The following is a 15,788-nucleotide window of genomic DNA, read 5'->3' as shown; positions in this document are numbered from 1 at the left end:
TTTTCGTGATGTATCTTTGCAGCATGGCAACAATCTTAAATTTAGAAACTTCAACAAAAAATTGTTCAGTTTCGATTGCTAAAGATGGCGTTCAACTTTGTCTGGTTGAAGAAAATGAAGAAAATTATGCACATGGCGAAAAACTGAATCAGTTTGTAGATTGGTGTGTACAAGGTGCGGAAATAAATTGGAAAGATATCGACGCTGTTTGTGTGTCAAAAGGTCCAGGCTCTTATACCGGATTACGAATTGGTGTTTCGTCTGCCAAAGGATTTGCATATGGTTCTGATATTCCGTTGATGGCAATTAATTCATTGCAAATTTTAGCTGAATCACAACTTAACCAAGAGGTGGATTATATTATTCCAATGATTGATGCAAGACGAATGGAGGTTTATACAGCTTTGTTTGATAGACAAGGAAATCAATTGACAGAAACCGAAGCAAAAGTAATTGACGATACTTCTTTTGAAGAGTTGAAAGGAAAGAAAATTATTTTTGTTGGTGATGGAGCAGAAAAATGTCAAGAAATATTGTCGCATTTAAACGCTACTTTTGTGCAAGCTTTTCCATCTGCAAAGGATATGATTCGTGTTTCGGAAGAAAAATTTACTCAAAAATCATTTGAAGATGTTGCATATTTTGAGCCTTATTATCTGAAAGATTTTGTGGCTGGAAAAAAGAAATCTGAATAAATATAAAAGAGATAATTATGAAAAATCTTGTGTTGACAATTGCATCATTATATGGAATGACTGCAGTTATATTAGGTGCTTTTGGTGCTCATGCATTCAAAAAGTTTTTACCTGCTGAAAAATTAGCAAGTTTTGAAGTTGGTGTACGTTACCAAATTTATCATGCAATTGTATTGTTAGCTGTCGGAATGTATTTCCAGTTTAACAGTGGTTTAGAACGCTCTGCAGCTTGGTGTTTAATTGCCGGAACATTTGTTTTTTCAGGAAGTATCTACTTGTTATCGTTTGCAGATTATTGGAATGCAAATCTTAAATTTTTAGGGCCAATTACACCACTTGGAGGTCTTTTTATGATTATCGGTTGGGGATTATTAGCTTGGATTTTTATGAAAGGAAGATAATATAATTTATAGATAAAAGGCGCTTCTACGAAGCGCCTTTTTTATTATTAATCATTTCCATTAATCATTTTCGATACAATACCAGATTTTTTACTGATTTCGTCATAAACAATTCCTGCAAGATGTATCAGGAAGAAAATAGGAAACCAATAGATTCCAGTTTTGTGTAATTCTTCCATTTGTTCTTTGTACGTTCCGTCTCCCCACATTAAGTAAAAACCTGTAACGAGATTCATCAACACTAATCCATAAAAAATTAGATAGATCAATCCTTGAAATTTTTCTTTAGGAGCTGAATGTTTAAATGGATTTGGAAAACGAATTCCTTTTACTACCATATATACAATTCGTAGAACAAACAGTCCTAAAATGATGTAGGCAAACAGCTCATGCCATTCCCACATTGGTTCTAAAGAATTTTTACCAATCGTTTTTAAGGTAGCTTCCGAAAGACTTACCCCTTCTTTAGATGTTTCTTGCACAATAAGTGAAGAGAGCTTCTTTTTACTCATCCACTCCATACGTAGAAAGCCAGTGATAAATAATATCAGCATACCAATTCCTATTGTCCAATGTAAGAACCGGTGTACTAATGTATACTTTTTCATAATTTATAATGATTAAAAAAACCTCTCAAATTTGAGAGGTTTTGGTATGGTACTTATTCGTAATCATCTTCTTTAAAATCGAATTCTTCGAATGAACAATTAATTTCGAATGGAATATCTCCATCAGATTCTTCTGTGAAATCTTGCACTTCACCTTTCCAGTTAAGTGTCAAAACTCCTTTTTCATTTACACTAAATGCTAAGTCGTTATTAACAGTTTCAAAATCTTCTTCTGAAACATTTAGTGAGGTGTAATAAACTTCTACGATTTCACCTTCTTCGTCTTCTTCCTCGGCGAATCCATAAGGAATAGATACTTTTTTACCATTTAATTCTTCTACAGATTCTACATCTAAAGGGAAATCATCGATAAATAGAGAAAGTTGTGGAAAATCATTTTGTAAGGAATCTCCTTCTACATGTTCTAAGTCATCAGTGGAATGTATTTCTACCAACAAACATTTTTTATTTCCTTGAAAAACCACTTTACATAAAGATTTTTCAATATTATAATTAAATGTTTCATCCGGATGGAAGAACTTAATTGTTTTCATTGTTTTGTTAATGTATGTTATTAATTATGAGTACGAATATAATTAAGTTCATTTAATTTTCACAAAAAATAGTTAAGAAATTTTTATTTTCTGTGATTAACTAAAAAAGTCACCTATTTTGGATAGGTGACTTTTATAATAATGATTGACTTTTAATCCGATTATTTTGCAGCTTCTTCTGTTGCAGCAGCAGCTTTAGCAGATAAATCTACTTGTAATAAAACTTCGTCTTTGATGATAGATCCAGCTCCTCCAACGAAAGTAATTCCGAAGTCTTTACGGTTGATTCCGAACTCTTCAGATTTGATTGTAACACCATCTGCATCAACAGTTACATTAGCTTTGAAAGTAACATTTTTAGGAACTCCACGGAAATCTAAGTTTCCAGAAATTTCTGAATTGTAATCACCTCCTTCAATTGCTTTTACTTCTGTAATTTCGAAAGTTGCAGTTGGGAATTTCTCAACGTCTAAGAAATCAGGAGATTTTAAGTGACCATCTAATTTTCCTTTGCTTTCAGCATCAGCGTCTAAATCTTTAGATTCGAAAGAAGTAAAATCAGCAACAAATTTACCTGATTCTAAAACACCGTTATTTACATTAACAGTTCCTTCTTTTAATTTTACGATTCCGTAGTGACCTTCTTCTGGTTTGTTGATATCATCAAAAGTTTTACCGCCTTTCCAGTTTACAATAGACGTAGTCGTGTCAACAGCAAACTCTGCAGCTCCTTCAGATGCAGTAGCTCCTTCTTGTGCTTCTGTAGCAACTTTAGTTTCAGTATTTCCTCCACAAGATGTTAAAACAACAGCAGAAACAACAGCTAATCCTAAAAATAATTTTTTCATATCGCTTATTTTAAATTTTATACAAAATTATAATATAAATTGATTGTTTGTATTGACTTATATCAATAAAGTAAATAATTAAACATTTATTTAATATTGAATAATTCTAAATACCTTAGCCAAAAATAAGAAAATTTATTTAATCGTGCTAAACATAAAGCAACTCAGTTTCAATTATCCAGATTTCGAAGAGCAAGTAATAGATGATATTAATTTCGAGGTTAATAAAGGGGAAGTGATTAGTATTATTGGTGAAAGTGGAAGTGGAAAATCGACCTTACTGAAGTTGATTTATGGCTTGTTTGATTTTGATAAAGGCGAAATTAAATATAATAAAAAAAAGTTGCGTGGTCCAGCTTATAATATCATTCCAGGTCATAAAATGATGAAATATGTAGCGCAAGATTATGATTTATTAGATTTTGTTACGGCCGGTGAAAATGTAGGGAAACATTTAAGCAATTTTGATTTAGAATTGAAACAACAACAAATTGATGAAGCCTTAAAGGTGGTTGAAATGTTAGAGTTTAAACATATTTTACCCAATAAATTAAGTGGTGGTCAACGACAACGTGTTTCTATTGCAAGAGCTTTGGCGCAACAACCTGAGATTTTGTTATTAGACGAACCTTTCTCTAATTTAGATCAAACCTTGAAACTTAGCATTCGCGAAAAAATAATGGATTGGTGTAAAGAGCATCAAATTACTGTCATTTTTACAACACACGATTTGAATGATGCATTTTATACGTCGGATAAAATTTTAGTTTTACAGAATGGAAAAATGATTCAGTTTAATGAGGTAGAAAACGTGCGCGAATTTCCGAAAACAGAGTATGTTGCCAAGCTTTTTGGTTATGTGAATCTGTTAAAGCGTTCGCAAGATTTGGGAATAGATTCCTCTTCTACGGTTGTTGTTTATCCCGAAGAAATTGTTATTTCAGCTAATGGAAATTTCGAAGGAAAAGTGATTTCATCTAAATTTCAAGGACGAGATTATTTAATTCGTTTTGCTTATCAAAATTTAGAATTGTTGACTTTTTCTAATCAAAAACTTCAATCAAATGATTTGATAAAGTTTGATGTAGAAAAGTTTAGAGAGATTTAAATTTGATGTGATTTTGCGCTTCGAGAAGTTTAGAATGACTTACTAAGTTTATTTTTTTAAAAAAAAGCGAAACCCTACATAGAATTTCGCTTTTCTATTACTATTTATCCAATAAGAAATTTAAAACTTTTGTTGTAAAATCTTTCGGATTCTCTGCATGTAACCAATGTCCTGCATTTGCAATTTTCTTGATTTCTGCATTCGGAAAACGTTCACAAATGATCATTTCATCTTCTGGCATAATGTAATTTGATTTTGCGCCGCCCAAAAATAAAGTTGGTCCATCAAATTCACCTTTTAATAAATTTGTTCCAATCATTTCTTGGTAAAAATTATCCAAAACGTCTAAATTGAAACGAAATGCGTATTGACCATTATCAGCATGGTAAACGTTTTTTAATAAAAACTGACGGACACCCATTTCTGGAATATATTGTTCCAATGTTTTTTCTACATCTTTTCGTGTTTCAACTTGATCAAAATCGACAGATTTCAAGGCTTTAAAAATTGCATTATGATGAGGTTGATAAGCTTTTGGAGCCATATCAGCGACAATTAAATGATCTAATCTATTTTGATGAATCATAGCAAAATCGATAACAATTCGTCCACCCAAAGAATGTCCCAATAAATGAGCTTTTTCGATAGAATGAGCCTCCATGTAATTCACAATATCTTGCGTCATGGCAGCTAAAGACGAATCTTCGCTATGAAAACTACGTCCATGATTGCGCAAATCAATTAGATGAGTTGTAAAATGCTCTCCAAATTGTTTTCCCAATGTACTCCAATTGTCCAATTGTCCGAATAAACCATGAAAAATCAACAAATGTTTTTCACCAAAACCAACAATTTTACTGTGTAAGATTTCTGTCATTTTTCTACAAATTTGCTACTTCAATTTTACGTAAATATGCTTGAATGGTATTCTCTAAACCTAAATACAAAGCTTCTGAAATTAGTGCATGACCAATTGAAACTTCTGAAATTTGAGGAATTTCACGAATAAAAAATTCGATGTTATCTAAGCTCAAATCGTGACCCGCATTTACAGCCAATCCATTTTCTATCGCTAATTTTGCGGTTTCTTTGTATGGATTAATCGCTTCAAGATTTCCTAACCCATATTGTGTAGCAAATTCTTCTGTATACAATTCGATTCGATCTGCGCCAGTTTTAGCAGCACTTTCAATTAATGCAGGATTCGGATCTAAGAAAATAGAGGTTCTGATTCCAGCATCTTTAAACGTTTTAATCACATCTGTCAAATAATCAAAATGTTTGATTGTGTCCCAACCAGCATTAGAAGTGATTGCATCTTCTGCATCAGGAACTAAGGTAACTTGTTCTGGTTTCGAATTTAAAACCAATTCCATAAAACTATCAATTGGTTTTCCTTCGATATTAAATTCTGTAGTGATCACAGGTTTCAAATCATAGACATCTTGGTAACGAATATGACGCTCGTCAGGACGAGGATGAATCGTAATACCTTGTCCACCAAATTCTTGAATTTTAATAGCTGCTTCTACAAGATTTGGCGTATTTCCACCACGCGCATTACGAATAGTAGCAATTTTATTTATGTTAACACTTAATTTAGTCATGATTTTTATATTATAATTTTTTAAAGTCAGAAAGCGAAAAGCTTTGCATAATTTCCAAGTCAAATTTACGACAAGCTGTTAATAAATGGTCGAAAATGTCGGATTGAATTCGTTCGAATTCTAAATTATTCGCTGAAGTCGTAAAACAACCAATTTCCAAAGGCATTCCAAGTGGCGAAACAGGTAATTGTTTGACGATGATTGGATCCTTTTGTGATACAGTTTTTAAACTCTTCAAATAACAGTCAACATAGATGCGAAATACACCAATATTGGTTAAGTTTTTACCATTGATATCAAGATCAGAATTTTCGATATTTTGATTGTAAATCGAAATTTCATGTCTTTTTTGTTGAATATATTGGTGAATTAAAGCAATATCTTCGAAACGGTTTAACATATCTTCATTGCAAAATTGAAACGAATTAACATTAAATGAAATTGAACGTTTTATTTGGCGCGTACCTGTTGCCATCATAGGCATATGATTGGTTACCTGAGAGGAAACTAAATCCACTGTTGGTACAGTCGCAATCGATTTATCAAACTTTTCAATCTTTACCAAGTTGATGTTAATTTCTTTTACAATACCTTCAATATCACCTTTCGAAATTGTAATCCAATCACCAACTTTTACAATTTTAGAATAAGAAATTTGTAAACCAGAAACGAATCCGAAAATAGCATCACGAAAAATTAATAATACCGCTGCAGTTAAGGCTCCAAGTACTGTAATAATTGTGTTTTTGTCAACGGTGAATAAAATCATTATTCCAGAGATAATCGAGAAAAATGTGATCATAAATTTCATCATTTGACCAAAAGTTCTTACGCCAACTGTGGTATAACTATTTTCTACATTGTAAATATCTATTATTGTATTAATTACTCTAAAAATAAGTTGAGTGAAAACAATTAAAGAGATTAATTCTGTAATGCGTTGAATAACAATATATACATTTCCGTCATCTCTAAATAAAATTTGATTCATACTTAAAGCAAAACTGATTGGAATAAGATGAATAAGCGAAACGAATACTTTATTTCGGTACAAAAATATCATCCAATCGTTTTCGATGAAATTTTTTATCTTTCTAAGAATAGGAAGAATAATCGCTCTTAGAATAAAATCTAATATAAATAGAATTGCGATCCAGATGACAACTTCTAAAAAAGTGAACAGATTTTCAGACAGATCAATTTTGAAGTATTGATTGAAAAAATATTTTACACCATCAGAAATTTCTTCGTAAAAAGATTTATCTTGCATAAGCTGTTAATTGAATTTGTAATAGAATTTATTTTGCAAATTTACAGTTTTAAAAAATACTGAAAAATATGGATAACGATAGTATACTAAATCTTATCAGTGGAATTTTATTGGTTGTTGGGTTAGTTGGAACAGTTTTACCAGTATTACCAGGAGCCCCTTTGGCATTGGTAGGATTATTAGTGTTTAAATTTAGTGGAGATTGTAGCTTTGGTTGGGGAACAATAATTATTGCAGGTTCATTTGTTTTGATCGGTGCTGTTTTAGATTATTTATTACCCATTTATATGACCAAAAAACTCGGCGGAACGAAGTATGGCATTTGGGGTTCTGTTGTTGGGTTAATTGTCGGATTATTTTTTCCTCCGGTAGGTTTTATTATTGGACCCTTTTTGGGAGCTCTATTGGCTGAATTAATTTTGAGTGCCTCAAACCCGAAATCTGCTTTAAAATCTGCATTTGGTTCATTTACAGGCTTTATTTTAACGACGGGGTATGACGTGATATTGACTTTAATTTTTATTGGAATATTCGTTTATCAACTCATGAATTAAATAGATTAAATGATTGAAATTAGGTCAATAAAAAAAAATGACCTATATTTGCAGAGAATTTAAAGAAATAAATGGAGGAGGGCTGGTTATAGCTCTCTTTTTCGTTGTATATGGATTCAAATAAAGTAAAACAGCTAATAGATGAAGCAATCGCGGAGAATCCGTCATTGTTTCTAATCGATTGGAAAATCACTCCAGATGATAAAATTATTATTTTAGCAGATGGAGACGAAGGTCTTTCAGTCGAAGAAATTGTAAGAATAAGCCGACATGTAGAACACAATCTTGATAGAGAAGAGTGTGATTTTGCGTTGGAAGTTTCTTCTCCTGGAGTAGGTAGTGAATTAACAATGCCACGTCAATTTGTAAAAAATGTAGGTCGAACATTAGAAGCTACATTGATTGATAAAGTGATAGAAGGCGAAATTGTAGAGGCCGATGATGAAGGTGTTACAGTTTTTTGGGAAGCACGCGAGCCGAAGCCATTAGGAAAAGGAAAAATTACAGTAGAACACGAAGAAAAAATAAATTACGCTGACATCAAGAAAGCGATAATAAAAGTCACCTTTTAAAAAAAATAAAGTTTAATGGACAATCTTGCATTAATCGAATCTTTTGGAGATTTTAAAGACGATAAAAATATCGATCGTATCACGCTAATGGCCATCTTAGAAGAAACATTGAAAAGTGTTTTGAAAAAGAAATATGGTACAGATGATAACTTTGATATTATTGTAAATCCTGATAAAGGAGACTTAGAGATTTGGCATAACCGTATCGTTGTAGAAGACGGTTTTTCTGAAGACGATGCAACAGATATCGAATTGTCTGAAGCACGTAAAATTGAGCCAGATTTTGAAGTAGGTGAAGAAGTATCGGAAAAAATTCCGATCGAAGCATTAGGACGTCGTGCTATTTTAACTTTGCGCCAAACATTGGTTTCTAAAGTAATGGAGCATGATAATTCTAATTTATACGAAAAATTTAAAGGTTTAATCGGAGAAGTAGTTACGGGAGAAATTCACTATGTACGTCACAAACAAGTGATTATAATGGATGATGAGCAAAACGAAATGATTTTACCAAAAGAAAATCAAATACCATCAGATTTTTTCAGAAAAGGAGATACATTACGTGCTGTTGTAGATGATGTAAAATTAAGAGGAGCAAAACCTCAAATTATTTTATCAAGAACATCACCAAAATTCTTAGAGAAATTATTTGAACAAGAAATTCCAGAAATTTTAGACGGATTAATTACCATCAAAAATGTAGTTCGCATCCCTGGAGATAAAGCAAAAGTAGCAGTAGAATCTTACGATGATCGTATCGATCCAGTAGGAGCTTGTGTTGGAATGAAAGGTTCTCGTATCCATTCAATCGTACGCGAATTACGTAATGAAAACATTGACGTAATTAACTACACTAACAACCAAAGTTTATACATTCAACGAGCTTTAAGCCCAGCTAAAATTTCGAATATCGAAATTAACGAAGAGGAAAATAAAGCTTTGGTATACGTAAATGCAGACGAAGTTTCGAAAGCAATTGGTAAAGGTGGATACAATGTTCGTTTAGCTTCTAAGTTAGTTGGAATGGAAATTGATATTTTCAGAGAAGGAGCCCAAGACGAAGACGTAGAATTATCAGAATTCTCAGACGAAATCGATGCATGGGTAATCGAAGCATTTAGTGCTATCGGGTTAGATACAGCCAAAAGTATTTTAGAACAAGACGTGGATGACTTAATCAAACGTACGGATTTAGAAGAAGAGACAATCTTAGACGTTATTCGTGTGTTAAAAGAAGAGTTTGAAGATTAATTCATACTCAAGTCATAAACAATTCATACATTTGCAAACAATAAAATAAGAGATTAGCTTCATATGTCGGAAACAATAAGATTAAGTAAAGTATTAAAAGAATTAAATATATCAATAGATAGAGCTGTTGACTTTTTAGAAGGGAAAGGTAAAACTGTAGAGAAAAATCCGAACTCTAAAATCGATGTGCCAACTTACGATATTTTAGTTAATGAATTCCGATCTGATGCTAAACAAAAGCAAGCTTCCGGTGAAGTAGTCATTAACAAAATTTCAGAAATCAAAGCAGCTGAAAAGAAAGAAGCAGAAGCAAAAGCTGCTACTGAAAAACCAGTTGAAAAGAAACCTGAAATGATCGAAACGACTAAGGTTGAATTGGAAGGGCCAAAGACTGTTGGTAAAATAGACTTAGATGCTTTAAAACCGAAAGCCAAAGAGGTGAAACCTCAGGTGAAGGTAGAAGTGAAAAAAGAAGAAATCAAGAAAGAAGAAGCTCCAAAAGCTGAAAAGAAAACTGAATCAAGAGAGGAAACTAAAGGTCCAAAAGTGATTAAAGTGATTGATCTTGATAAAATAAATAATACAGGTAAACCTAAAAAGCAAGATTCTCCAGCTCCTAAAAAAGAGCAAGCAGAACCTAAAAAGGCGGAAGCACCGAAAGCGGAAGTTAAAAAAGAGGTGAAGAAAGAAGAACCTAAAAAGGTGGAAGAGGTTAAAAAGCCTGAAGTAAAAACGGAAGCGAAGCCTGAAGTGAAGAAAGAAGAAATTGAAGACGTAGTAGCAGTAGAACCTCAAAAAATTGAAACTGTCTACACAAAACTAGATGGACCTAATTTTACAGGTGCAAAGATTGACTTATCTAAATTTGATAAGAAAAAATCTGACGATAAAAAGGGGAATCAGAAAGGTGCTAATAACGCTGCTGACAAGAAAAAGCGCAAACGTATCCAGAAAAACGTTAAACCAGAAGATGTAGCAAAAGCTGGTGAAAACGGAGGGAATAATAACAATCGCCAAGGTGGAAATAACAACCACGGAGGTGGAAACAATAACAACCGCCAAGGTGGAAACAACAACCACGGAGGAGGAAATAATAACAACCGTCAAGGACAAGGAGGTGGAAATCGCCAAGGTGGACAAGGAGGTGGAAATCGCCAAGGTCAAGGTGGAAACCGTCAAGGAGGTGGAAACTTTAGAGGAGGTAATAACCGAGGACCAAGAGTTCCTCAAGTAGAACTTTCTGACGAAGATGTTAAAAAACAAATTAAAGACACTTTAGATAAACTTACGAATAAAGGAAAAGGATCTAAAGGGGCTAAACACAGAAGAGATAAACGTAAAGAACGTCGTGAATTTGCTGAGCAAGAGCAAGAAGCAATGGACATGGACAAAACTTTACATGTAACAGAATTTGTAACAGTTAACGAATTAGCTTCGTTAATGGATGTTTCTGTTACAGAAGTTATTTCAGCATGTATGTCTTTAGGTATCATGGTTACCATGAACCAACGTCTTGAAGCTGATACAATTCAGTTAGTTGCAGATGATTTCGGATTCGAAGCAGAATTTGCTAATGCTGAAGAAGAAATCTCAACGGAAGAAGAAGAAATCGATAATGAAGAAGATTTAGTAACTCGCGCGCCAATCGTAACTGTAATGGGACACGTTGACCACGGTAAAACATCTTTATTAGATTATGTTCGTAAAGCAAACGTAATTGCTGGTGAGTCAGGAGGTATTACACAACATATTGGAGCCTACAACGTAACATTACCAAGTGGTAAACGTGTAGCATTTTTAGATACACCAGGTCACGAAGCCTTTACAGCGATGCGTGCTCGTGGTGCACAAGTAACGGATATTGCAATTATTGTGATTGCTGCTGATGACCAAATCATGCCACAAACACGTGAAGCAATTTCTCACGCACAAGCAGCAGGAGTACCAATGGTATTCGCAATCAATAAGGTTGATAAACCAGCAGCTAATCCAGAAAAAGTAAAAGAGCAATTAGCTCAAATGAACTTATTAGTTGAAGATTGGGGTGGTACTTATCAATCTCAAGAGATTTCAGCTAAATCTGGTTTAGGAGTTGATGATTTATTAGAAAAAGTTTTATTAGAAGCCGAAGTATTAGATCTTAAAGCAAATCCAAAACGTAAAGCATCTGGTACAGTTGTAGAAGCTGCATTAGATAAAGGACGTGGATATGTTTCGACTATAATTGTACAAACGGGTACATTACACATTGGTGATTATGTATTAGCAGGATCACACCATGGTAAAGTTCGTGCATTATTAGATGAACGAGGAAATAACGTTAAAGTTGCCGGTCCATCTACTCCAGTAACAATTTTAGGTTTAGACGGAGCTCCAACTGCAGGTGACAAGTTTAAAGTTTACGAAGATGAACGCGAAGCGAAACAAATTGCATCTCGTAGAGATCAATTACAACGTGAGCAAACTATTCGTACACAAAAACACATCACACTTGATGAGATTGGACGTCGTATTGCTTTAGGAGACTTTAAAGAATTAAATATTATCTTGAAAGGAGATGTGGATGGTTCTGTTGAAGCATTAACAGACTCATTACAAAAACTTTCTACAGAGGAGATTATTGTTAACATCTTACATAAAGGTGTTGGACAAATTACAGAATCTGACGTATTGTTAGCATCTGCATCTGATGCAATTATTATCGGATTTAATGTTCGCCCAGGTGTATCTGCTCGTGAAATTGCTGATAAAGAAGAAGTAGAAATCAGAACTTATTCTATTATCTATGCTGCGATCGAAGAGATTAAAGAAGCAATGGAAGGTATGTTATCTCCAGAGTTGAAAGAGCAAGTAACGGGTAATATTGAAGTTCGTGAAACATTCAAAGTAACGAAAGTTGGTACAATTGCAGGATGTATGGTATTGGACGGTAAAGTTTATAGAAGCTCTAAAGTTCGCATTATCCGCGATGGTGTTGTAATTCATGATGGTGAATTAGCTTCATTGAAACGTTTTAAAGATGATGTTAAAGAAGTGAACAAAGGTTACGAATGTGGTCTTAACATTAAAAACTTTAATGATATTCAAGTAAATGATATCATCGAAGCATACGAAACTGTAGAAGTTAAAAAGAAATTGAAATAATCAATTTTTTAGAAATAATCTTAAAAAGGAGCTCAATTAGAGCTCCTTTTTTTATGAATTAAAAGCGATGTTAGTTGATGGAGTTTTTTAAAACTTTGATATTTTTGTTTTAAATCGATTTTATGAAAAAAATATCATTTATAATAATTTCGTTCTTTGCCATTATTCAACTAAATGCGCAAGAATCTTATAAAAATGGAGCTGTTGTAACGGCTCATCCCGAAGCTTCAAAAGTTGGAGTTGAAATTCTGAAAAAAGGTGGAAATGCAATTGACGCTTCTGTTGCAGTACAGTTCGCTTTGGCAGTTGTTTATCCAAATGCAGGAAATATTGGTGGCGGTGGATTTTTAGTTTATCGTGATGCAAAAGGAAAAACGGATGCATTAGATTATCGTGAAAAAGCACCTTTGAAAGCTACTGAAGATATGTATTGGGATAAAGAAGGAAATGCAATTACTGATCTTAGTTTGTATGGACAATTTGCAGCAGGCGTTCCAGGTACAGTAGATGGAATGGTAAAGGCACATGAAAAATATGGAAAATTGAATTGGAAAGAATTAGTGCAACCTGCAATTGATTTGGCTCAAAAAGGTTTTAAAATCACTAAACAACAAGCAAGTGAATTAACGAATAAGCATGACGATTTTGTTAAATATAATTCAAAAATAAATGCTTTAACTGCAAAAGCTTCTTGGAAAGAAGGAGATCGATTGGTTCAAAAAGAATTAGCAAATACATTAAAACTGATTCAACAAAAAGGTCGCGCTGGTTTTTATGAAGGAAGAACGGCTGATCTGATTGTAAAAGAAATGAAACGTGGAAACGGGATTATTTCTCACGAAGATTTAAAACAATATCAATCGGTTTGGAGAACGCCAGTTGCGGGAAATTATAGAAATCTTAAAGTAATTTCGATGCCACCACCATCAAGTGGAGGAATTGCATTGGTTTCGTTGTTTCAATCTATCGAAGATTATCCAATCAATAAATGGGGATTTCAGGCAGATTCTACAATGCAAGTGATGGTAGAAGCCGAGCGTCGTGTTTATGCAGATCGTGCAGAACATTTAGGTGATCCAGATTTTGTGAACGTTCCTCAAAAACAATTGTTAGATAAAAATTATAATGTCAATCGAATGAAAGATTTTTCGTTTGATAAAGCAACACCGAGTTCAGCAATTAAAGCAGGAGAAATATTTGCAAAAGAATCGTTGGAAACTACGCATTATGTTATTGTTGACAAAGATGGAAACGCAGCTTCTGTTACGACAACTTTAAATAATTCGTATGGTTCTTTGGTGGTTGTGGAAGGTGCAGGATTTTTGTTGAATGATGAGATGGATGATTTTTCTGTAAAACCAGGAACACCAAACTTATATGGTTTAGTTGGAGGAAAAGCAAATGCAATTGAACCTTCGAAAAGAATGTTAAGCTCGATGACGCCTTCTATTTTAGAAAAAGATGGTAAATTGTTTATGGTTGTGGGAACACCTGGAGGTTCTACGATTATTACTTCGGTTTTTCAAGCAATTGTAAATGTTGTTGATTTCGGAATGACAATGCAAGAAGCTGTTGCTGCACCAAGATTTCATCATCAATGGTTACCAGATCAAATCGATTATGAACCAAATGCAATTTCAGAAAACGTTCGCGAATCGTTAAAACAAAAAGGTTATGTTTTGAAAGAACGTCAACCTTATGGGCGAGTAGATGGAATATTAGTTAATACTGACGGGACATATCAAGCAGGCGCAGATCCACGCGGTGATGATAAAGCGATAGGATATTAAAAACAAAAAGGAACTCTAAATCGAGTTCCTTTTTTTATTGAGATAAAACATCTCTAATTTCTGTGTTTTTATCAAATTGTGCTTTTGCAAAAGGACACAAAGGAATAACTTTAATATTATTATTTCTTGTCCAATCAACCAAGGCTAATAAAACTTTTTTACCAATACCTTGTCCGCCATAAGCTTCATCAACTTCTGTATGATCGATGATGATTTTATCATCTCCAGCCCAAACATAACTCATTTCTCCAGCTTTTTTATCGCCATCTAAAATGGCAAAAGCGCCATTTTTTTTATCATCAATTTGTTTAATTTCCATCTAATATATTTTTAAGTTGAATATTTAATCTTCTAATGTACCAAATTTTCCGTGATTGTAATCGTCAAATGCTTCACGAATTTGCTCTTGTGTATTCATTACAAATGGACCGTATGATGCGATTGGCTCATTTAGAGGTTCTCCACTCAAAATAAGTACCACACTACTTTCAGTCGCTTCGATTGTAAAATCTTCTCCTTCATTAGTAAACAATAACAAATGATCTGTTGGAACAATTTCTTGCTCATTCACTTTTACTTCACCTTCAATAACCAATAAAACTGTATTGTAATGTGCTGGGAAACTAAAATTCGCTTTACCACCTTCATTTAATTTTGCATTCAACATATGAACAGGAGAAAAAGTAGATGCAGCACCTTTTGCTTGGTTATATTCACCAGCTATAACTTCTACAAATCCATTTTCAACTTCAACAGTTGGAATATCTTTGTGTGCAATGGCTTGATATTTAGGCGCACTCATTTTATCCTTTGCAGGGAGATTTACCCATAATTGAACCATTTGAAAAATTCCTCCTTTTTTGTAAAACTCTTCTGCATGATATTCTTTGTGTAAAACTCCTGACGCAGCTGTCATCCATTGTACATCGCCTTGATGAATTGTTCCACCTCCGCCAGCACTGTCATGATGAGAAACACTTCCTTGATAAGCGATTGTTACGGTTTCGAAACCACGATGCGGATGTACACCAACACCTTTTGGTTTGTCCGTTGCAGGAAAATCAAATTTTGAATTGTAATCCAACATAATAAAAGGATCCATTCTTCTCATGTCTAAATGATAACCGCTCGGAATAAAGTTATGAACTCTAAATCCATCTCCTACGAAATGAGGCTCTCTTGGAGCGATAACCGCTTCTATATTTTTTGTGTTCATAATGATGTTTTTTTATTTTCTTATACAAATTTACAATTCCAATGTATTGATTGTATTGATGTAGGGTAAGAAGTTTTAATTGAATAAGTTAACATATATCAATGGTTTGTATGATCTGTTAAATTTAAATAGTTCTAAAATATAGATGAACGATGTTTGTCTAATTATTG

The 15,788-nt window shown here is 33.5% G+C and carries 16 protein-coding genes; 8 read left to right on the top strand and 8 right to left on the bottom strand.

Annotation, left to right across the window (positions count from 1 at the left end):
- Positions 1-23: 23 nt before the first annotated feature.
- Together tsaB and HX088_RS04840 are read left to right on the top strand one after the other, a co-directional pair.
- On the top strand, positions 24-695 hold the full coding sequence (gene tsaB / locus HX088_RS04845) for a tRNA (adenosine(37)-N6)-threonylcarbamoyltransferase complex dimerization subunit type 1 TsaB (RefSeq protein WP_260541890.1): 672 nt from the start codon (positions 24-26) through the stop codon (positions 693-695).
- 17 nt (positions 696-712) lie between these two features.
- Complete coding sequence (locus HX088_RS04840) at positions 713-1,096, top strand: DUF423 domain-containing protein (protein WP_171623348.1); 384 nt, start codon at positions 713-715, stop codon at positions 1,094-1,096.
- A gap of 47 nt (positions 1,097-1,143) precedes the next feature.
- Here HX088_RS04840 and HX088_RS04835 read toward each other — a convergent pair whose 3' ends face one another.
- The 3 genes from HX088_RS04835 to HX088_RS04825 all read right to left on the bottom strand — a co-directional run bounded on the left by HX088_RS04835 (position 1,144) and on the right by HX088_RS04825 (position 3,106).
- Positions 1,144-1,704 (bottom strand): cytochrome b/b6 domain-containing protein, encoded by a 561-nt coding sequence (locus HX088_RS04835; RefSeq protein WP_188319272.1) that lies wholly within the window; start codon positions 1,702-1,704, stop codon positions 1,144-1,146.
- Positions 1,705-1,757: 53 nt separating this feature from the next.
- The gene (locus HX088_RS04830; protein ID WP_171623350.1) at positions 1,758-2,258 is read right to left on the bottom strand and encodes a hypothetical protein; all 501 of its coding nucleotides are present in this window, start codon (positions 2,256-2,258) and stop codon (positions 1,758-1,760) included.
- A 161-nt stretch (positions 2,259-2,419) separates the two neighbouring features.
- Positions 2,420-3,106 (bottom strand): YceI family protein, encoded by a 687-nt coding sequence (locus HX088_RS04825; RefSeq protein WP_286483583.1) that lies wholly within the window; start codon positions 3,104-3,106, stop codon positions 2,420-2,422.
- A 145-nt stretch (positions 3,107-3,251) separates the two neighbouring features.
- Between HX088_RS04825 and HX088_RS04820 the strand changes: the two genes are divergently transcribed.
- A complete protein-coding gene (locus tag HX088_RS04820) occupies positions 3,252-4,214 on the top strand; it encodes an ABC transporter ATP-binding protein (protein WP_286483582.1) in 963 nt (320 codons plus the stop codon).
- 100 nt (positions 4,215-4,314) lie between these two features.
- Here the strand turns inward: HX088_RS04820 and HX088_RS04815 are convergent, their stop codons facing one another.
- Genes HX088_RS04815 through HX088_RS04805 form a run of 3 tightly spaced genes read right to left on the bottom strand, consistent with a single transcriptional unit; the run spans position 4,315 to position 7,091 of the window.
- A complete protein-coding gene (locus HX088_RS04815) occupies positions 4,315-5,091 on the bottom strand; it encodes an alpha/beta fold hydrolase (RefSeq protein ID WP_286483581.1) in 777 nt (258 codons plus the stop codon).
- 4 nt (positions 5,092-5,095) lie between these two features.
- Positions 5,096-5,821, bottom strand: coding sequence for a pyridoxine 5'-phosphate synthase (locus HX088_RS04810; RefSeq protein WP_171623353.1), 726 nt, complete (start codon positions 5,819-5,821; stop codon positions 5,096-5,098).
- A 10-nt stretch (positions 5,822-5,831) separates the two neighbouring features.
- Positions 5,832-7,091: a mechanosensitive ion channel family protein gene (locus tag HX088_RS04805; protein WP_286483580.1), complete on the bottom strand. Its 1,260-nt coding sequence runs from the start codon at positions 7,089-7,091 to the stop codon at positions 5,832-5,834.
- A gap of 68 nt (positions 7,092-7,159) precedes the next feature.
- Here HX088_RS04805 and HX088_RS04800 point away from each other — a divergent pair, with 68 nt between their 5' ends.
- The 5 genes from HX088_RS04800 (at position 7,160) to ggt (ending at position 14,402) form a co-directional block, all read left to right on the top strand.
- A complete protein-coding gene (locus tag HX088_RS04800) occupies positions 7,160-7,645 on the top strand; it encodes a DUF456 domain-containing protein (protein WP_171623355.1) in 486 nt (161 codons plus the stop codon).
- 110 nt (positions 7,646-7,755) lie between these two features.
- The gene (gene rimP, locus HX088_RS04795) at positions 7,756-8,217 is read left to right on the top strand and encodes a ribosome assembly cofactor RimP (RefSeq protein WP_171623356.1); all 462 of its coding nucleotides are present in this window, start codon (positions 7,756-7,758) and stop codon (positions 8,215-8,217) included.
- A gap of 15 nt (positions 8,218-8,232) precedes the next feature.
- The gene (nusA, locus tag HX088_RS04790) at positions 8,233-9,468 is read left to right on the top strand and encodes a transcription termination factor NusA (RefSeq protein WP_260541897.1); all 1,236 of its coding nucleotides are present in this window, start codon (positions 8,233-8,235) and stop codon (positions 9,466-9,468) included.
- A 63-nt stretch (positions 9,469-9,531) separates the two neighbouring features.
- Positions 9,532-12,612, top strand: coding sequence for a translation initiation factor IF-2 (gene infB, locus HX088_RS04785; RefSeq protein WP_286483579.1), 3,081 nt, complete (start codon positions 9,532-9,534; stop codon positions 12,610-12,612).
- A 122-nt stretch (positions 12,613-12,734) separates the two neighbouring features.
- Positions 12,735-14,402 (top strand): gamma-glutamyltransferase, encoded by a 1,668-nt coding sequence (gene ggt / locus HX088_RS04780; protein WP_286483578.1) that lies wholly within the window; start codon positions 12,735-12,737, stop codon positions 14,400-14,402.
- Positions 14,403-14,436: 34 nt separating this feature from the next.
- Here ggt and HX088_RS04775 read toward each other — a convergent pair whose 3' ends face one another.
- A complete protein-coding gene (locus HX088_RS04775) occupies positions 14,437-14,721 on the bottom strand; it encodes a GNAT family N-acetyltransferase (protein ID WP_260541900.1) in 285 nt (94 codons plus the stop codon).
- A gap of 24 nt (positions 14,722-14,745) precedes the next feature.
- Positions 14,746-15,618, bottom strand: a complete 873-nt coding sequence (locus tag HX088_RS04770; protein WP_284583172.1) for a pirin family protein — start codon at positions 15,616-15,618, stop codon at positions 14,746-14,748.
- Between the last annotated feature and the right edge of the window lie 170 nt (positions 15,619-15,788).

The organism is Empedobacter sp. 225-1, from assembly GCF_030328185.1.
Lineage (GTDB): Bacteria > Bacteroidota > Bacteroidia > Flavobacteriales > Weeksellaceae > Empedobacter > Empedobacter stercoris.
The sequence above is the reverse complement of the archived record's forward strand: the minus strand, read 5'-3'. Positions and strand labels throughout refer to the sequence as shown.